We start from the raw sequence: 18536 nt of genomic DNA on the forward strand, positions 1-18536 counted from the left end.
TGGACCGGCGTGCTGTCCGGACTTCAGAGAGGGCGCTGACGGGTGACGTCAGGCCCACGACCTGCATCGGAGAATTGTTCAGGACGCATCGACGCTGCAAGGCGGTGCGGTCCCGCTTTCAATCCGGTTGGCTTGCGATGCATCAATGAAATTTCCGCTCCAGACTGGGTCCGACGGCACTTCGACTTCTCCAGATTTGCAAGCTAATTCATATAGATATGTTACATCACGGCAGATTGACTGCCTGGGGCAAAGTTTTATCTTTATTATGACTGACTGGTCAGTCATAATAGTCCGATGAAAGCTGCAAAACCCAAACGACCAAACGCCGCCACAGCGAACCTCGCCAAAGGCCGATCTGCCAAAAGCAGAGCCGGTGCGACCTCCTCGCAGACGGGTAGGGCGGCCACCCCCCCGAACCGCGCAGTACGCGCAGCGCAGCGACGCGCGGCGATCATCGCGGCGGGACTCGATGAATTCACCGCGCGTGGTTTTGCCGCAACCCGTCTGGACGACGTGGCAAAGCGGGCAGGCGTCGCCAAGGGTACCATCTATCTGCACTTCAAGGACAAGGAGGCGCTGTTTCAGGAGCTCGTGCGCACGGCGCTCGTGCCGCTGATCGAAAATCTGATGACCGTGCCTGCCGCTGGCGGATCGGTACGCGAGATCCTTGAACGCTTCGCTGAGACCTTTGTGCGCGACGTTGCCGGGACCAAGCGCGGCGATATCGTTCGCTTGATCATGGCGGAGGGCACGCGCTTTCCGTCGCTCGCCGACTTCTACTTTCGTGAAGTCGTTTCGCGTGGCCTCGCGGGCATGCGCAAGCTTATCGAATACGGTATTGAGCGCGGAGAAATCCGCAATGCGCGCCTTGCCGACTTCCCCCAGATCGTCATTGCGCCTGCCATGGTCGCTGTGATGTGGCAAGGCCTGTTCGGCCGGCATGCACCGCTTGATGCCGTGGCAATGTTGAAGGTCCATCTCGATCTGATCTTTGGCGAACGGAGAGCTTCATGACCGCGCTGCGTACAGTCGCGCGTGCTGGCACCGCGTTGGCGCTGGCGGTTCTCGTTGCCGGCTGCGGCCAGAAGTTGCCGCCCGGCTATCAGGGCTGGGTCGAGGCCGACATGATTTTTGTCAGTCCCGACGAGAGTGGTCGCGTCACCAAACTGAATGTGCGCGAGGGCGACGCTGTCGAGGTCGGCGCGCAGCTCTATTCGGTCGACGATGACCTGCAACAGGCTGATCTCAATCAGAACAAAGCGACGCTGGCGAATGCGCAGCAGACTTACGATCGTGCGGCCTCGCTGAGGAAAACCGGGGCCGGTACGCAGGCGACTCTGGATTCCGCTGTCTCGGCGTTGCGTGTCGCCGAGGCGCGGGTCAACACCTCGCAGACGCGGCTGTCGCGGCGCAAGGGCTTTGCGCCGGTCGCAGGGACCATCCAGCAAATCTATTTCCGCGAAGGCGAGATGACGCCGGCGCAACGGCCGGTGCTGTCGATCATGCCGCCGGGCAATATGAAGATCCGGTTTTTCGTGTCGGAGCCGGATTTACCGAAACTTAGGATCGGGCAGGATGTTCACATCACCTGTGACAACTGTGCGCCCGATCTGACGGCAAAGATCTATTTCATCGCCACTCAGGCCGAATACACACCGCCGGTGATCTACAGTCTCGAGGAGCGCAATAAGCTGGTGTTCTTGATTCAGGCGCGGCCCACCAGGCCGGACAGTCTCCGCGTCGGGCAGCCGGTCACCGTGCAGATCGATGCCACGCCACCCGGAGGGGTAGCACCATGAGCCAGGCAGCCGTGAAAGCGTCCGACATCGCGATCGAGGTTTCCGGCCTGTCCAAGTCGTTCAATGGCCGCGAGGTTGTGCACAACCTGTCCATGCAGGTGAAGCGCGGAATGATCTACGGCTTCCTTGGTCCCAACGGGTCGGGCAAGACCACCACCATCCGCATGCTCTGCGGACTGCTGACGCCCGATAGCGGCGAGGGCACCTGCCTCGGCTACGACATCCGCCGCGACGCCGACAAGATCAAGCGCCGGGTCGGCTACATGACCCAGCGTTTCAGCCTGTATCAGGATCTGTCGGTGCGCGAGAACCTGGAGTTCGTTGCACGGCTCTACGGCATGCGCGGTGCGCCCGGCGCGGCGCGGGCCATGATCAATCGGCTCGGTCTTAACGGCCGCGAGGAGCAGCTTGCGGGTGAACTGTCCGGTGGCTGGAAGCAGCGCCTCGCGCTTGGCGCCTGCACGCTGCCGAACCCGCAACTTCTATTGCTCGACGAGCCGACTGCCGGTGTCGATCCGAAGGCGCGGCGTGAGTTCTGGAATGAGATTCACGCGTTGGCTGCGGACGGCCTGACGGTACTGGTCTCCACCCACTACATGGACGAGGCCGAACGCTGTCACGAGATCGCCTATATCGCCTACGGTCATCTGCTTGCGCATGGCACCGTAGATGATGTGATCGCCAAATCGGCGCTCTCCACCTACACAGTCACGGGCGGCGACCTCAATGGGCTGTCGGCTGAGCTCGCAGGCAAGCCGGGCATCGACATGGCCGCGCCGTTCGGTACCAGTTTACATGTCTCCGGCCGCGACAAGGCCGCGCTCGAACAGACGATCGCGGCCTATCGCAGTCGTGGCGACCTGCATTGGCAGCAGAGCGAGCCATCGCTGGAGGACGTGTTCATCGAACTGATGAGCCGTTCGAAGGACAATTTCCAATGAGTGCTGCGAACGACCACTCCTCCGAAAGGGAAATGCCGTTCGGTTTCTGGCGGCGCAGCTACGCCATGCTGGTCAAGGAGTTCATCCAGCTCCGGCGCGACCGGGTATCGTTCGCGATGATCGTGATGATTCCGGTGATGCAGCTCATGCTGTTCGGCTATGCGATCAACACCACACCGCGCCATTTGCCGACCGCGGTTCTGCTGCAGGAAGACAGCGACCTCGCGCGCTCGATTCTGAAGGCATTGGAAAATACGTCCTATTTCCGTTTCACGCAGGAGGTGCATGACGTCGATACCTTCGACAATCTCCTGAAATCCGGCACGGTGCTGTTCGGTGTCGAGATTCCGCGTGGCTTCGAGCGCGGGGTGCGGCGTGGTGATCGTCCGGCGCTGCTGGTTGCCGCTGATGCCACCGATCCCGTCGCCGCCGGTTCCGCGTTGAGCGCACTCGGCCCGGTCGTGCAGACCGCGCTCGCGCACGATCTGCATATTGGCGATCTACCCGATCCGCCATTCGAAATCCGGGCGCATGCGCGGTACAATCCCGCGGCGTCGTCGCGGCTGAACATTGTGCCCGGGCTCGTCGGCACCATCCTCACTATGACCATGCTGATTTTCACGGCCTTGTCGGTCACGCGCGAGATCGAACGGGGCACCATGGAGAGCCTGCTGTCGATGCCGATCACGCCGGTCGAGGTGATGATCGGCAAGATTTTGCCTTACGTGCTGGTTGGATTTATTCAAGCAGCCCTGATCATCGGCATTGGCGTGCTGCTATTCGGCGTTCCCATCGATGGCAGCCTGACGTTGTTGGCGTTGCTCTCGACGCTGTTCATCACAACCAATCTCGCCGTCGGATACACATTCTCGACCATCGTGCAGAATCAGCTCCAGGCCATGCAGATGTCGATGATGTTCTTCCTGCCAAGCATCCTGTTGTCCGGTTTCATGTTTCCCTTCGCCGGTATGCCCGTGTGGGCGCAGCGTGTCGGGGAGTGCCTGCCACTGACGCACTATGTCAGGATTGTCCGCGCCATCATGCTGAAGGGTGCGACCATGCAAAACCTGAAGTACGACACGCTCGCGTTGCTGGCGCTGATGCTGGTGGCCATGGCGATCGCGGTGACACGATTCCGTCGCACGCTGGATTAGCCGAGGCTAATGGAAACATCACTTTCGAAGCAAAGCACTGACGCGCCCGTAGACGCCACTGCGGTCGAAACTGTCTTCCACCAAGCCGGCGCCGACCGACCATTCCAGCATCCCCGTTTTGAAGCCCGTGAGGTGTGTGCCGATCCGGTATTGGGTGCTGAATCGATCGGTGGATACGGAGACCTCGGGCCCGATCCAGAACCGGTCGAACAAACGCCAGCCGGCTGCGGCGCGGGCGCTATACACCGAGTAGATGGTGGTGATCGCGCCGGAAGCAGCCACCATCATCGCAGGCGTGGGCTCCCACCATAGCTCGCTCGCTAGCTGGCCGCCGAAGCGGCTTCCGCTCAGCTTGCCGGTTTGAAAGTCGGGTTTGACCCCACGAATTTCCAGGGTTGGACCGGCAAACACCCTGATCTCGAGGTCACCGCGCTTGGTCCGCCAGCCGGGCAGAGCCGAGGCGCGGAAGATGTTGGTGGTGAAGCGCTGCGTCGCGGTGTCGTACCGTTCGAGATTGTCGGACATAAACAGACGAACGAGAAAACCATCGTTGTTCAAATCACCTTTCGGCGCCAGCAGCATTCCGTTGTAGCCGGCCAGTCCGTTGCTCCAGAGATCAAGGCCGCTGAAAAACAGGAATCGTTCGGGTCTAGAGCCACCGCTGAGATTATCGGTCAGCGGCGGGGTTACCGCAGGCTGGGCCATTGACCGACCAACGGCCGCCCACACCAATAAGGCGGCCATGCCAAATGCGCGCACGCTCCCCAACGTACCCGAGCCCCCACAAGCCCCAAACGCCCATGCGTACAACTACTGATAGCAGGCGGGCAGGCAGTCGCGTAGGGAACAATATGGAAACACCCTCAAGGTTTTTTTAACCAACCGGTCTCCGTCACCTCACCCGTGCGATCAATTCCATCGCGCCCGCAGGTGCGCGAACCTTCCCTTCGTGGATCACGTAGGCGAACACGTCGCGCGCCACTTTCTCCGGCTGGGCCTCGCCCACGCGCGGCAGATCGTCGGGTTCGCCCCCTGTGGCCCAGCATTGAAAGCGCTTCGCCCAGGCATCGAGCTGCTTCGGAGGATAGCAAGTCTTGATCTCGTCGCTGCCCCTTTGCAGGCGCGCATAGACGAAATCCGCGACGGTATCGGCGATCGCCGGATACTTGCCGTGTTCGGCGAATACGACCGGCACTTGGAACTGCCGAAGGAGCGAAATGAAGGCCGGTGCGCAGAAGCTGTCGTGGCGAACTTCGACCACATGCCGCAGCGCACGTCCGTCCAGCTTCCTCGGCAAGACTTCGAGAAACTTGCCGAAATCGGACTCGTCGAAAGTCTTAGTCGGCGCAAACTGCCACAGCACCGGTCCGAGCCGGTCGCCCAGTTCCAGCACGCCCGAATCATAAAAGCGTTTTACCGAATCGCCGGCTTCGGCCAGCACCCGGCGGTTGGTGGCGAAGCGCGGACCCTTCAGAGAGAATATGAAGCCATTGGGCACCTCCCGCGCCCATTTGCGAAAGCTTTCGGGCTTCTGCGATCCGTAATAGGTGCCGTTGATCTCGATCGAGGTGAGCCTGGAGGCGGCGTATGCCAGCTCCTTCGCTTGCGCCAGCTTGTCCGGATAGAAAACGCCTCGCCAAGGCGCGAAAGTCCAGCCGCCGATTCCGATGTAGATATTGCCTGCTTTGCCCGTCATATGGGACCTGCCTCTTGCGGATGTTCCGACCGTACCTACCTTAATGACAACGGCGATGTTGAAGCCCGCTCCGTCGCCGGAACGACCACGGGATAACTGGGCTGCGCCGGATGTACGCGCGCCCCGTTGTTCGTGGTCGTTGACTTTGGTCTGTTTCCATACATTTCCGGCTTTTAGCAGGATTTCCGGCTCGCGCCTGTAAGGGCTTCGCGCCGGCTACCTTGATGCGGTCATCTTGGCATCGGCGGTCGCCACGGATATATGCTGGCGCCATGAATGAAGCCATGAGACCGGAGCCGGTCGAGCTATCAACCGGAATGCCGCGTCAGCTTTCGGTTGTCGTGCCCACCTTCAACGAGCGCGACAACGTGGTTGCGCTGTACCGAAAACTGTCCGCTGCGCTGAAGGGAATTGCGTGGGAGGTCATCTATGTCGATGACAATTCCCCGGACGGAACTTCGGACGTCGTGCGCGAGCTGGCTGCGGCTGATCCGCGTGTTCGCTGTATCCGGCGCATCGGCCGGCGTGGGCTGTCCGGCGCATGCATCGAGGGCATTCTGGCATCGAGCGCGCCGTGCACCGCGGTGATGGATGCCGACCTTCAACACGATGAAACCCGGCTGCCGGAAATGCTCGCGCTTCTGGAAAGCAACGTCGTCGACCTCGTCGTCGGTAGCCGCTACATCGAAGGCGGCAGTGCCGACAGCTTCGACAAGCAGCGCGCAGGCTTCAGCATGCTGGCAACCTCGGTCGCGAAGAAGTTGCTGCGCATCGAAACCGCAGATCCTATGAGCGGCTTTTTCATGATTCGCCGCGACCGCTTCGAACATCTTGCGCCCGAGCTCTCAACCCAGGGATTCAAGATCCTGCTCGACGTGATCGCAACTGCGCGCGGCGCATTGCGTGTCAGAGAGATTCCCTACACCTTCGGCTCGCGGCTGCACGGTGAGAGCAAGCTGGATTCGATGGTCGCGCTCGACTTTCTGGGCCTCGTGCTGGCGAAGCTGACGCATGATGCGGTATCGCTGCGGTTTCTGTTGTTCGCGCTGGTGGGATCGGTCGGTGTCGTCGTCCATTTCGCTGGCCTGTTTGTCGCGCTCGAAGTGCTGGGATGGCCGTTTCCGCACTCGCAGGCCTTTGGCGCGATCCTGGCGATGACCAGCAATTTCCTGTTCAACAATTTCCTGACCTATCGCGACCTGCGCCTGAAAGGGCTCGGGATCTTGCGCGGCCTCCTCGTTTTCTATCTCGTGTGCAGCGTCGGCCTGCTCGCCAATGTCGGCGTCGCATTTTCGGTCTACGATCAGAAGCCGATCTGGTGGCTGGCAGGCGCGGCCGGCGCGCTGATGGGCGTGGTCTGGAATTACGCGGTATCCAGCCTGTTCGTCTGGCGCAGGCGATAGCAGGGCGATGCATCCGGCCGAGACGCGGTCCGTCCGCGCCGTTGTTCTCACAGTCCTTGCGCTGGTGGCGCTGCGGCTCGTCTGCGCGGCGCTGACGCCGCTGACATTCGACGAAGCCTATTACTGGACGTGGTCGAGGCATCTGGCCGGCGGCTACTACGATCATCCGCCGATGGTGGCGGTCGTGATCCGTCTCGGCACCATGATCGCTGGCGATACCGAATTCGGCGTCCGGCTGGTGTCGGTCCTGTTGGCGCTGCCGATGAGCTTTGCGCTCTACCGCACAACGGTGCTGCTGTTCGACAGTGCGCGCGCGGCGGCGTCGGCAGTCGTTTATCTCAACCTCATGTTGATGGTTGCTGCGGGAACCGTGATCGTGACACCGGACGCGCCGCTGATGGTGGCATCGAGTTTCGTGCTGCTGTGTCTCGCGAAACTATTCGTGACCGGGCGCGGGGCCTGGTGGCTCGGTGTGGGGGCAGCCGTCGGCGCGGCGCTGCTGTCGAAATATACCGCGCTGTTCTTCGGTCCGGTGATTCTGATCTGGCTGTTGGCCGTGCCGGAGCTGCGCCGCTGGCTGCGGACGCCGTGGCCTTATCTCGGGGGTCTGGTGGCGCTGGCGATCTTCTCGCCGGTCCTGATCTGGAACGCCGAACACCATTGGGTGTCGTTCGCCAAGCAGTTCGGCCGCGCGCGTGTCGACCAATTGACCCTTCGCTATATCATTGAGTTGATTCCGACGCAGATCGCCTTCGCGACGCCGCCGGTGTTCGGTCTCGCCGCGATGGGGCTGGTTGCATTGACGAAACGCGGCGAGGGCACGCTGGCGGCGCGAGTGCTGATCAATGCGACAGTGTGGACGCTGACGATCTATTTTGTCTGGCATTCGCTGCATGGTCGCGTCGAGGCCAACTGGTTCGGACCGATCTATCCGGCGCTGGCGATCGCGGCGGCGGTGGCTTCCGACGTCGCGCGCTGGCAGCCGCGTGGTAGGCACTTCGCAGATGCCTGCCGGCGCTGGGCGCTGCCGGTGGGTGTTGGAATGTTCGTGGCGCTGGTGGTGCAGGTGAACACCGGCATTCTCTCGGGCTATCGGCGCGATGCTTCGGTGCGCAGCATTGGCGTTGGTTTTCCAGAGCTTGCCGCGGAGATTGAGGCGATGCGCGCGAAAAGCGGCGCGCGCTGCGTGCTCGCTCAGGGTTATGGCGTAACGAGCTGGCTTCGCTTCTATCTGCCGAAGGGCACTTGCGTGGCGCAGCATTTCGAGCGCATTCGCTGGATCAACGCTCCGCCGCCAAATGCGGACCAACTCACGGGCAGGCTGCTTTATGTCGATGACGGATCGGCCAACTGGCCGCCGGTCGCGCAGTCTTTCAATCACGTCGAGAAGGTCGCGACCCTCGAACGCAAGCGCGGGCCGCTGACGATCGAGACCTTTCAGATCGATGTGGTGGCGGAGCCTTCGGGCGATGTGCTTGCGCCGCTGCCGCCGGAATTGAAGTAGCTGATTCAGTTACTAGGTGGTGCAACCACAAACCTGTTGACCGCGTCGGAACCACGCTGCGCGCCAGCCGTTGTCGCTCAACGAGCGCTCCGGAACCGTGATTTCGTCATGCGGCCGAGCGGGGGCTGTTCCACACACAACCAAAAAGGATCCGCGACATGAAAAAGATTCTCATCGCTCTCGCCGCCACCACCATGCTGACTGGAGTCGTATCAGCCCAGTCCATAAGCGAAAGAACCGGCGTTAACTCTGTGCTCGGCGTCGCGCCGTCCACGGCCGATTTCGTCAAGGAGGTCGCAACCAGCGACATGCTGGAAATCGAGGCTGCCAAGATCGCGCAGCGAAAGGGCAACGATGCGGAAAAGAAATTTGCCGAACGGGTGATCGCCGATCACACCCAGACCTCGAACGACCTCAAGGGTATGGTGAAAAGCGGCGACCTGAAGGCCGAATTTCCGACTGCGCTCGACAGTTCCGCGCAAAGCAAGCTCGACAAGCTTAGAGTCGCGACACCTCAGGAATTCGCCGCGCTCTACGACCCGATGCAGGTCGATGCCCATGAGGATGCTGTGTCGCTGTTCGAGCGCTATTCCAAGAGCGGCGATAACGCCAATCTGAAGAACTGGGCCGGCAAGACACTGGAGACGCTCAAGAGCCACCTCGTTATGGCAATCAAGATGAATGAGGATCGGCGTTCGACGGTTGGCAGTTCGAAAACGGCGCCTGCGCCGATGCGGATGGACCGCAAGTAGGCGGCACGACCGCCTCGCATGTTGCGTTTGGTTATTGTGTGAGCAGCGCCGCGCGCGCGACGTGCGCGCGGCCGGACACGCGTCATCGCCCCTGTTATTTATCGGCGCGGGGACGCCGTCGTGTTACGCCTCAAGTTCGCGCCATCGAAGAAGCGCGCTTGAGGTATTCCTCATTCGCGCCATCAAGCGCGCTTGAGGTGTTCCTCATTCGCGCCGTCAAAAGAGGGCGCGCGGAACGCCGGGTGCCCGATGCACCCGCGGCCTCGTGTGCAAAAGTGAAATGCACACGAGCGTAGTCACCACGGTCACACCGGTTTCATCCGGCGTTCCGCGCGCGATGGTTTTTTTCGGCTTGCTTCGCATGTCCCCCGGTGGGAGATCCTTTGTTACCCACCGTTGTCGTGGACCGGGCTGGCTCCGCTCATCCGTAGAGAAGGCGTTGCGCTGCCGTGCCATGCTATGGCGTGAGGCATCACGCTGGGAGCACGCGACTTGGGCCGACGCGCGAAGCGATGTCAGTGAGGCGCATCTCCGCCCCGGCCGCATCGCACAGCGTGGTCGTTAGCCGAAGGTCCGGTCTCCTCAACGTTTCTCCGCGCCTCGGACGCACCCTTTGTACAAGGCGCACGTCCTCAATGCGGGCTCGCGCCCTCAAGACCTTATGCCTCCGGCCCGGCGCTGCCGCGTCCACCGCATCCCGCCCTGCGTATCGTGACGATCGCGAGCCGCCCTCATCAGTGTGTTTGATTATTGAGAATAGACTTCGTGAAACCTGATGTTGCGGACATTCCGAATTGTCCTAATGTAATCGCGATATTTCTCGTCGAAGCCATAGATGCACTTATGCCATTCAGCCATGCCAGAAAGGTAATCCAAGTTGTTAGCGCCCCACTTCAGGTCTTTCGAAGCTTTAAAAAACGCGGCTCGGAAGTTACGTTTTGCTGCACGGGATATGGCCTGCCCCTATGAGGTGGTCCGGTTTCAGTCTTAATGCATAATCGGCTTTTCGGCCATTGCTTGCGCTGCTGGCGGAAGCGATCCGGCTGGCTTTGAAGGCCAGGCGATGGCCTCTGGCGCCGGCGGTTTATATCCGAGCGATGAGTGTGGTCGCTCGGTGTTGTAGTAGCGCCGCCATGCCTCGATGATGACCTTGGCCTCGGCGAGGCTGTAGAAGATCTCACTGTTGAGCAGTTCGTCGCGAAGCTTCGAGTTGAAGCTCTCGCAGTAGCCGTTCTCCCAAGGGCTTCCGGGCTCGATGAACGCGGTCTTGGCGCCGACAGCTGCAATCCACTCTCGCACTGCCTTGGCGATGAACTCCGGCCCGTTATCAGAACGAACGTGGCCGGGCACGCCGCGTAGGATGAACAGGTCCGACAAGACGTCGATGACGTCGGTCGAGTTGAGCTTGCGATCAATCCGGATCGCCAGACATTCTCTGGTGAACTCGTCGATGATGTTGAGCATGCGGAACTTCCTGCCATTGTGGGTCCGGCCCTCGACGAAGTCATAGGACCAAACATGGTTTGGATGCTCGGGCCGAAGCCGGACGCACGATCCGTCATTCAGCCAGAGTCTGCCTCTCTTCGGTTGTTTCTGAGGAACCTTCAGCCCCTCCCGCCGCCAGATACGCGCGACACGCTTGGCATTCACCGTCCAACCCTCGGACCGCAGCATCGCCGTGATCCTGCGATAGCCATAGCGGCCGTAGCGTGAGGCCAGACTGATGATGTCGGTCGTCAATGCCTCTTCATCCGGTCGGCTTTGCGGTTTCTTGCGCTGGGTCGAGCGATGCTGGCCCAGAACCTTGCAGGCAAAGCGCTCCGAGACGGAGAACTTCACCATGACATGGTCGACGCAGCGGCGACGGCGGGAAGGGCTCAGAAGTTTCCCGAGGCAGCCTCTTTCAGGATCAGCTTCTCGAGCGTCAGGTCCGACACTGCCTTGCGCAGCCGGTCGTTCTCTTTCTCAAGCTCTTTCAAGCGCTTTACCTGATCGCCCTTCAGGCCACCAAACTCCTTGCGCCACCGGTAATACGTGAACTGCGTCACGCCGATCGAACGAACCGCTTCGCCAACCGATCTGCCTTGTGAAAGCAAAACATCGACCTGGCGCAGCTTCGCGACGATCTCTTCCGCCTTGTGCTTCTTCTGGGGCATTCCAATGTCCTCTCTAACGGCTAATAGCCTAATTCAGGGAGGACCACTTTTCAGGGGGCAGACCACTCCGAACGAGGAGCTGATATTTTCCGTTTACCTCCAGTCGCTTTATTGATCTCAAACTCAAAGTACATCTTGTCGGCTAGTTGCACCAAATAAAAGATATGCTGTGGCGCAAATCCCAGAAACGCACTCAGCGTATTCAGATCATTTGCAACCACAGCTATTCGCTCTTACTGACTTATCAATTCGAAGGACGATTGTTCCGGCCGAAAGCGAGAGTCTGAGCTTTCGGCCGGAACTACGGCCAGGTTTCTACGTTCTATGCTTGCCCACGACGAAGCGTCGTGGCCCGTATGAGGGATTACTAAGAGCGGTTGTAGCGTAATTTGCTGCAACCGTTTTAGTCAAGCTGCTGCTATAAAATTTGCTTTCAACTTACTCAGATAAGTTGAATTCGCTTCTGCCAGAAGAGGATCATGAAATCCTTTTAGTGGCTCTCCAACTATTTCCATTTCGTTTTATAGCTTGCTTACGGATTAATCGTCCGATTGTGTCGTTGGTGTCTCGAGGGTTCAATCTTGTGAGTGCCACGATCATCGGAAATGTTGGAGTCTCCAACATATTTATTCCAACCAGCACTGAAAATTCTAAGAAGCGAAATTTTGCTCGTGTAAAGGCGCGTAGATATTTCTCCGGAAAATCTGCGCTGTTCGCGCTAAACTCTCCAAAAAACGAATCGATCAATTTCGCATATTTAAAAAGAGCAATTGGCATTCGAAGCGTATGAATAGCTTCCTCTTGTCTCTTCTCGTCAAAGTAGATGACGTTATTCAAGTGCTCTTTTGCAAGAACGCTTAGTGGACAGCGCGCGATATAGCTTTCCGAATTGTAGAACCGGTCCGGCACCATAACGAACAGCCGAGGACGGATATTTTCCATCATGCTGAAAGTAGAAAGCTCTGCAATCGCTCCGGGCGATTCAAGTAGCAATACTGTAAAATCCGCTTTTTGAGCAAACGCAAGTTCGGCGGTCTGCAAATCGCTTCGTTTTAATCCGTGTTTTTTAGGATCAAGCTCTTCGCCAAGTATTGTTTTTGTGTTTGGAAACGATTCCATAAAGTTTCGAAGATTTTCACGAAACTTGTATCGTGAACTTTCATAGCCGGGCCCACATAGAAACACTCGCAAGCTTTTTTCGATACCCGCCTTTTTTAAGATTCTAGGATCGTAAGGTGATACGAAGTTCATCTCTGAATTAGAGCAGCGGTTCGATTCCTTCACAATAGGAGGGTTAGTATTTACTAACAAAAAAGCCTGGCGTGAGCCGCAGGCTTTTTTTGTATTCTGTGTTCACGGCGAGCCAGGGGAGGCGTGGATGGCCGGACCAACACGTCGGCATGACGTTTGATCGGTTTTTGCGGGAGCGGCCGATCGCCTGACAACCGGCTGAACCCAAGACGCCGCTCGGCAGACCCATGTGGATACTCTTGGCCATGGGGAAACCGGAACGAACGTCATGCCATACATCCTGCTCATCGCCGTGGTCGGAATCCTGCTGCTGTACGTCAGCGACGCGATCCCGCTCTCGAGTGTCGGCGGGCCGATGGTGATCGCGCTGGCTGTCTTCGTTGCGGCGCTGGCCGTCGCGATCCACGAGGCATGGACGAAAAGGCGGGGTGTGCTCGGCTGGATCGTGAATATCATTATCTCATTTCTAGCGACGTTTGTGGCTGCCCAGGTTGGCGGCATGATAATGGTCATGATCCTCAGCCCGTTTATGGATGGGTCGTCGCTCGCGGCTTCGGGAGGGGCCGTGATGGCCGTCTCGCTGGCCGGTACCATGGCCGCCGTGGTGCTGGGATCGTGGGGTGCGTTGGCGATCGTGAACCGCTGGCGGTAAGCATCACACCTCGCGCGCGTATAAAAAAGTCGAGCCAGACAAATTCGCGGGTTTGTACCGCAAACAAAAACCCCGGCATCGCTGCCGGGGGTTTGCATTTCGTAACTGACTGAGAGGCGTGGATCAGAAATCCATGCCGCCACTGAAAGCCGGGCTTGCCCGGCTTTCAGCATATATAATTCAGGGGCGGCGATTTCTGACGTTGTGCGTCAGAAATCCATCCCGCCCATGCCGCCGCCGCCCGGCATCGCCGGGGCAGGGGCAGCCTTCTTCGGCAGCTCGGCGACCATCGCCTCCGTGGTGATCAGCAGCGCCGCGACCGAAGCCGCGTTCTGGATCGCGGTGCGAACGACCTTGGTCGGGTCGATGATGCCCTTGGAGATCAGGTTGCCGTATTCGCCGGTCTGCGAGTCGAAGCCGTGCGAATACTGCTCCTTCTCGAGGATCTTGCCGACGATGACGCTGCCGTCCTCGCCCGCGTTGATCGCGATCTGGCGGGCCGGCGCGGACAGCGCCTTGCGCACGATCTCGACGCCGGTCTTCTGGTCGTCGTTCTGGGTCTTGATGCGCTTGAGCTGCTCGGACGCACGGAGCAGGGCGACGCCGCCGCCCGGCACGATGCCTTCCTCGACGGCCGCGCGGGTGGCGTGCATCGCGTCATCCACGCGATCCTTGCGCTCCTTCACCTCGACCTCGGTCGCGCCGCCGACGCGGATCACCGCGACGCCGCCGGCGAGCTTGGCCAGACGCTCCTGCAGCTTCTCGCGGTCGTAGTCCGAGGTGGTCTCCTCGATCTGCGCCTTGATCTGCGCCACGCGCGCCTCGATGTCAGCCTTCTTGCCGGAGCCGTTGACGATCGTGGTGTTTTCCTTGTCGATCATCACCTTCTTGGCGCGGCCGAGCATCTGCAGCGTGACGTTCTCGAGCTTGATGCCGAGATCTTCGCTGATCGCCTGACCGCCGGTCAGGATAGCGATGTCCTGCAGCATGGCCTTGCGGCGGTCGCCGAAGCCCGGCGCCTTGACGGCCGCGACCTTGAGGCCGCCGCGCAGGCGGTTGACCACCAGCGTCGCAAGCGCTTCGCCTTCGACGTCTTCGGCGACGATCACCAGCGGCTTGCCGGTCTGCACCACGGCCTCGAGCAGCGGCAGCAGCTCGTTCAGCGAGGAGAGCTTCTTTTCGTTGATGAGGATGTAGGCGTCGTCCATCTCAACGCGCATCTTTTCGGCGTTGGTGACGAAGTAGGGGGAGATGTAACCGCGGTCGAACTGCATGCCCTCGACGACATCGAGTTCGGTCTCGAGCGACTTGGCTTCCTCAACCGTGATGACGCCCTCGTTGCCGACCTTCTTCATGGCGTCGGCGAGGAATTTGCCGATTTCGGAATCGCCGTTGGCCGAGATGGTGCCGACCTGGGCGATTTCCTCGTTCGAGGTGACCTTCTTGGAATTCCGGACGAGGTCAGCGACCACGGCGTCGACGGCCAGATCAATGCCGCGCTTCAGGTCCATCGGGTTCATGCCGGCGGCGACCGACTTGGCGCCTTCCCTCACGATCGCCTGGGCCAGAACCGTCGCGGTGGTGGTGCCGTCGCCAGCCGCGTCAGCGGACTTGGAGGCGACTTCGCGCACCATCTGCGCGCCCATGTTCTCGAACTTGTCGTCAAGCTCGATTTCCTTGGCGACGGTGACGCCGTCCTTGGTGATGCGGGGCGCGCCGAATGACTTTTCGAGCACCACGTTGCGGCCCTTCGGACCGAGTGTCACCCTCACCGCGTTGGCGAGGATGTCCACGCCGCGCAGCATCTTGTCGCGAGCTTCGACGCCGAATTTGACATCTTTTGCTGACATATTGGATATTTCCTTTGAATGATTTTGAAGGGGGTGGCGCTCAGGCGGCCTTTTTCTTGGCAGGTGCGGCGTCGGTGAGAACGCCCATGATGTCGGACTCCTTCATGATGAGGAGATCCTGGCCGTCGATCTTCACCTCGGTGCCGGACCACTTGCCGAACAGCACCTTGTCGCCCACCTTGAGATCGATCGGGATCAGCTTGCCGGACTCGTCGCGGCCACCGGGGCCGACGGCTACGACCTCGCCCTGCGAGGGCTTTTCCTTGGCCGTGTCGGGAATGATAATGCCGCCTGCGGTCTTCTCTTCAGCGTCGATGCGCTTGACCACGACGCGGTCGTGAAGCGGACGGAATTTCATGCAGTCCTCCTAAGATATTGAAAATTTGGGATGTTCTGAGTTTTAGCAGTCAACACAAGCGAGTGCTAGCTAACCGGACAGGACATAAGCCCGGTGCAAGACGCGGGCAAGGGTCCGAGACGTGTTTTTTAAGCAATCAAAGACCGAGACTGCCAGCGCCTGGTTCGTCAATCTAACCTACCGTGCAGAGCATTGTTAGCACATGCAGTAAGCTGCTGCTAGAACTTGGTTAATTGCTGGTTTCTTTATTTTTTTCATTTGTGATTCCGGTTTCGTGTGTCACATTTTCCAGATGATCCGTGCATCAAAACCAGTCCAGACCGCGGATTACGGAGGAATGGAGCGTTATCGGGGAACCGGCCCGTCACTTCGCCGATAGCGCAGCCTTCTCAAGGAGGTTGAGATGGTCACGAAGCATGACGTGCAGTTCCGCGGCGTTTCGGATGATTTTCGCAAGCAAGTGCTCGGCTATGGCTTGACGACGGCCGAGATCCTGTACCGCCGTCCTGATCGGCAGTGGTTATTACAGAGCTACGTCTGGCAGAATTACGACATGTTCCCGAAATTTCCGGTGCTGTGCGACTTCCTCGCCTTTTGGGAGAAGCAACTCGATGGACCGCTGGTTTCGGTGACGGTCGCGCATTCGAGGCTGATCAAGCCTGCTGAATTGCGCGCGGTGGATGGCGTGTTCTGTCTGCATTGAGGGCCTTGACGATGGAGCGCTGCGGCCTCTGTTGTTGCGCAGTCAAGGCGCACGTCTTGACGCTGGCGCGGCTGCGCGTCATGTGATGATCCCGAATGCGCGCGGCGGGCTCGCCATGACGCGGCAGGTTCCGGGCGAGGGACAAGTACCTGCTGACGGCGAGGAGAGGTGATGGGTGATATTGTCACCGCGGGCGTTTTAGTGATCGGAGACGAAATCCTGTCCGGCCGGACGAAGGACAAGAACATCGGATTCATTGCGGAATACCTGACCAATATCGGAATTGACCTCAAGGAGGTGCGCATCGTCGCAGACGATGAGTCCGATATCGTCGCGGCGTTGAACGCGCTTCGCGCGCGTTACACCTACGTCTTCACGACCGGAGGTATCGGCCCCACGCATGACGACATCACCGCCGACAGTATTGCGAAAGCCTTGGACGTCAGCATCGATTATCATCCCGAGGTGGTGGCGCGTTTCAAGGAGCGTTACCAGAAGCCCGGCGAGTTGAATGAGGCGCGGTTGCGGATGGCGCGGCTTCCCCGAGGGTCCGAACCGATTCAGAGCGCAACCATTCTGGCGCCCGGTTTCAGGATCGGCAATGTCATTGTCATGGCGGGAGTGCCATCGATCATGCAAGCGATGATGGATATCGTCGCGCCGTCGCTCCAGGTAGGCGAGCGGATGCTGTCGGAATCGGTGCGCGGCAATTGCCGGGAAGGTGACATCGGCACGCCGCTGCGCGAGATCGCCGAGGCGCACCCGGACACCACCATCGGCAGTTATCCCTTCCTCGACGAAAACGGCAAGCCGAACACGAGCCTTGTGGTGCGATCCCGCGATCAGGCCAAGCTGACGGCGGCAATGGACGCAATCAGAACGATGCTGACGGCACTCAAAGTGCCTCAGTAATGGCCCATCGGTTTGGCGGCTCGCACTCAGACCAAAAATTCTGGATATGATGAGCGAGATTTCTGCTCTTGCAAAAATACTTGTGACGGAAACCACCAAGTGACTGCTAACAAAACGCCCAACAAGGCTTTTCCGGTGTCCTGGGACCAGTTTCATCGCGACTGCCGCGCGCTGACTTGGCGGCTGAACGAGACAGGACCCTTCCATGCAGTGGTCGCGATCACCCGCGGTGGTCTCGTCCCGGCAGCGATCGTGGCGCGCGAACTCGGCGTCCGCGTGATCGACACGGTGTGTGTCGCAAGCTACGACCATATCCGCAAAGGCGAACTGAAAGTGCTGAAAGGCATCTCAGATGCGACCGCGAAACTCGGCGGCGGCACCGGCAAGGATCTTCTGATTGTCGACGATCTTGTCGATACCGGCGCCACAGCACGAGTCGTGCGGAGCATGATTCCGGACGCACATTTCGCTACCGTCTACGCCAAGCCCCTCGGCAAACCGTTGGTTGACACGTTTATCACCGAGGTTTCGCAGGACACCTGGATTTATTTCCCCTGGGATCTCGACCTTGCCTTCGCCCCGCCGTTGCGTGACGGCGCAGCATAGAATTCTTCATCGTTCCCGCCGGCAACAGGTCAAGAAAACTCACGTCATGGCTCGAAAGGTTCATGCATCCTTTGCAAAACCGTGTCATGCCTTCAGGCGACATTGTCGCGGTGTCGCAGCGCGGCGCCTTCACCGGCAACCGTGGAATCATTCACGATCCGGCGACTCGGATGCTGCTGAAGCGGCGCTGGACCACCAAGGCGTGGATCGTCTGTGTCTGCGAGTTTCGTGGCCGCCGCCGTGATGTGATGGCGACGCGAAGCTGGACCGAGTTGTTCTTTCTCGATGAGGCGACAGCGTTCGCGGCAGGACACCGCCCGTGCTTCCATTGCCGGCGCGCGGATGCAAATGCGTTTCGTGCCGCGTGGAAACGGGGCAATCGCGCCCGCGATGCGTCAGCGCCTTCAATAGACGCAGTTCTTCACGTGGAACGGCTCGACGGCCGCACGAAGCGACTGCATTCGCTTTCGATGCCGATCGACGAATTGCCGGACGGAGCGATGGTGCGCGCGGGTGAACAGAATTATTTGATTGTGGGTGCGCGACCGTTGCTGTGGAGCTTTGATGGCTATTACGAGGCGAGCTTGCCGCTTGCAGGCCCCCGGTTGATCACGCCACCATCCACCATGCGCGCATTGCAGGCCGGCTATCGTGTGAAGCTGCATGAAAGTGTGACGATTCAATCCTATTGATCAATGTTGTGACATCGTGTCCGTCTTCACGTTGATCTTGAGCCATAGTTGACAAGACAGGGATGGCCGGGCCAAGCCGTGGCACGAAAATAAAGGAAGCAGTC

General features: G+C 59.6%; 18 protein-coding genes. 12 read left to right on the plus strand and 6 right to left on the minus strand.

Going from position 1 to position 18536, the window contains the following annotated elements; translation table 11 throughout:
* Positions 1 to 297: 297 nt before the first annotated feature.
* From ACZ5IL_RS10060 to ACZ5IL_RS10075, 4 genes are read left to right on the plus strand one after another with little or no spacing between them, the layout of a single operon-like run.
* Positions 298 to 1017 carry a TetR/AcrR family transcriptional regulator gene (locus ACZ5IL_RS10060; RefSeq protein ID WP_464596644.1) on the plus strand — a complete coding sequence of 240 codons (720 nt, stop codon included), beginning with the start codon at positions 298 to 300 and terminating at the stop codon, positions 1015 to 1017.
* The gene (locus ACZ5IL_RS10065) at positions 1014 to 1802 is read left to right on the plus strand and encodes an HlyD family secretion protein (RefSeq protein ID WP_464596646.1); all 789 of its coding nucleotides are present in this window, start codon (positions 1014 to 1016) and stop codon (positions 1800 to 1802) included. Before ACZ5IL_RS10060 ends, ACZ5IL_RS10065 begins: the two co-directional genes overlap by 4 nt.
* Positions 1799 to 2743 carry an ABC transporter ATP-binding protein gene (locus tag ACZ5IL_RS10070; protein WP_464596648.1) on the plus strand — a complete coding sequence of 315 codons (945 nt, stop codon included), beginning with the start codon at positions 1799 to 1801 and terminating at the stop codon, positions 2741 to 2743. Before ACZ5IL_RS10065 ends, ACZ5IL_RS10070 begins: the two co-directional genes overlap by 4 nt.
* Positions 2740 to 3897 (plus strand): ABC transporter permease, encoded by a 1158-nt coding sequence (locus ACZ5IL_RS10075; RefSeq protein WP_464596650.1) that lies wholly within the window; start codon positions 2740 to 2742, stop codon positions 3895 to 3897. Before ACZ5IL_RS10070 ends, ACZ5IL_RS10075 begins: the two co-directional genes overlap by 4 nt.
* Before the next feature lie 18 nt (positions 3898 to 3915).
* Here the strand turns inward: ACZ5IL_RS10075 and bcsS are convergent, their stop codons facing one another.
* Positions 3916 to 4602, minus strand: coding sequence for a cellulose biosynthesis protein BcsS (gene bcsS / locus ACZ5IL_RS10080; RefSeq protein ID WP_464596651.1), 687 nt, complete (start codon positions 4600 to 4602; stop codon positions 3916 to 3918).
* Between the two features lie 187 nt (positions 4603 to 4789).
* A complete protein-coding gene (locus tag ACZ5IL_RS10085) occupies positions 4790 to 5593 on the minus strand; it encodes a DUF72 domain-containing protein (protein WP_464596653.1) in 804 nt (267 codons plus the stop codon).
* A 272-nt stretch (positions 5594 to 5865) separates the two neighbouring features.
* Here ACZ5IL_RS10085 and ACZ5IL_RS10090 point away from each other — a divergent pair, with 272 nt between their 5' ends.
* From ACZ5IL_RS10090 to ACZ5IL_RS10100, 3 genes are all read left to right on the plus strand, one after another.
* Positions 5866 to 6996, plus strand: a complete 1131-nt coding sequence (locus tag ACZ5IL_RS10090; protein ID WP_464596655.1) for a glycosyltransferase — start codon at positions 5866 to 5868, stop codon at positions 6994 to 6996.
* A gap of 7 nt (positions 6997 to 7003) precedes the next feature.
* Positions 7004 to 8500: a glycosyltransferase family 39 protein gene (locus ACZ5IL_RS10095; protein WP_464596656.1), complete on the plus strand. Its 1497-nt coding sequence runs from the start codon at positions 7004 to 7006 to the stop codon at positions 8498 to 8500.
* A gap of 158 nt (positions 8501 to 8658) precedes the next feature.
* Positions 8659 to 9252, plus strand: coding sequence for a DUF4142 domain-containing protein (locus ACZ5IL_RS10100; RefSeq protein WP_464596658.1), 594 nt, complete (start codon positions 8659 to 8661; stop codon positions 9250 to 9252).
* Between the two features lie 987 nt (positions 9253 to 10239).
* Here the strand turns inward: ACZ5IL_RS10100 and ACZ5IL_RS10105 are convergent.
* Positions 10240 to 11408, minus strand: a protein-coding gene (locus ACZ5IL_RS10105; RefSeq protein ID WP_464593342.1) for an IS3 family transposase whose coding sequence is annotated in 2 segments (ribosomal slippage) — positions 10240 to 11144 and positions 11144 to 11408 — 1170 coding nt in all. Because the reading frame shifts where the segments join, the coding sequence is not laid out codon by codon here.
* A 477-nt stretch (positions 11409 to 11885) separates the two neighbouring features.
* Entirely contained in the window at positions 11886 to 12659 is a 774-nt protein-coding gene (locus ACZ5IL_RS10110; protein WP_464596659.1) for a retron St85 family effector protein, read from the minus strand.
* Between the two features lie 268 nt (positions 12660 to 12927).
* Between ACZ5IL_RS10110 and ACZ5IL_RS10115 the strand changes: the two genes are divergently transcribed.
* Complete coding sequence (locus tag ACZ5IL_RS10115; RefSeq protein WP_464596660.1) at positions 12928 to 13311, plus strand: hypothetical protein; 384 nt, start codon at positions 12928 to 12930, stop codon at positions 13309 to 13311.
* 209 nt (positions 13312 to 13520) lie between these two features.
* Here ACZ5IL_RS10115 and groL read toward each other — a convergent pair whose 3' ends face one another.
* Together groL and groES are read right to left on the minus strand one after the other, a co-directional pair.
* Positions 13521 to 15161 carry a chaperonin GroEL gene (gene groL, locus ACZ5IL_RS10120; protein ID WP_425905057.1) on the minus strand — a complete coding sequence of 547 codons (1641 nt, stop codon included), beginning with the start codon at positions 15159 to 15161 and terminating at the stop codon, positions 13521 to 13523.
* A 40-nt stretch (positions 15162 to 15201) separates the two neighbouring features.
* A complete protein-coding gene (gene groES, locus ACZ5IL_RS10125; RefSeq protein ID WP_079447228.1) occupies positions 15202 to 15519 on the minus strand; it encodes a co-chaperone GroES in 318 nt (105 codons plus the stop codon).
* Between the two features lie 403 nt (positions 15520 to 15922).
* Between groES and ACZ5IL_RS10130 the strand changes: the two genes are divergently transcribed.
* The 4 genes from ACZ5IL_RS10130 to ACZ5IL_RS10145 all read left to right on the plus strand — a co-directional run bounded on the left by ACZ5IL_RS10130 (position 15923) and on the right by ACZ5IL_RS10145 (position 18432).
* The gene (locus ACZ5IL_RS10130) at positions 15923 to 16222 is read left to right on the plus strand and encodes an usg protein (protein ID WP_464596661.1); all 300 of its coding nucleotides are present in this window, start codon (positions 15923 to 15925) and stop codon (positions 16220 to 16222) included.
* Between the two features lie 171 nt (positions 16223 to 16393).
* On the plus strand, positions 16394 to 17134 hold the full coding sequence (locus ACZ5IL_RS10135; RefSeq protein ID WP_464596662.1) for a competence/damage-inducible protein A: 741 nt from the start codon (positions 16394 to 16396) through the stop codon (positions 17132 to 17134).
* A 99-nt stretch (positions 17135 to 17233) separates the two neighbouring features.
* On the plus strand, positions 17234 to 17740 hold the full coding sequence (gpt, locus tag ACZ5IL_RS10140; protein WP_425905052.1) for a xanthine phosphoribosyltransferase: 507 nt from the start codon (positions 17234 to 17236) through the stop codon (positions 17738 to 17740).
* Positions 17741 to 17802: 62 nt separating this feature from the next.
* Entirely contained in the window at positions 17803 to 18432 is a 630-nt protein-coding gene (locus ACZ5IL_RS10145; RefSeq protein WP_464596664.1) for a hypothetical protein, read from the plus strand.
* Positions 18433 to 18536 lie beyond the last annotated feature (104 nt).

The sequence above is a fragment of the Nitrobacter sp. CN101 genome, assembly GCF_055390255.1.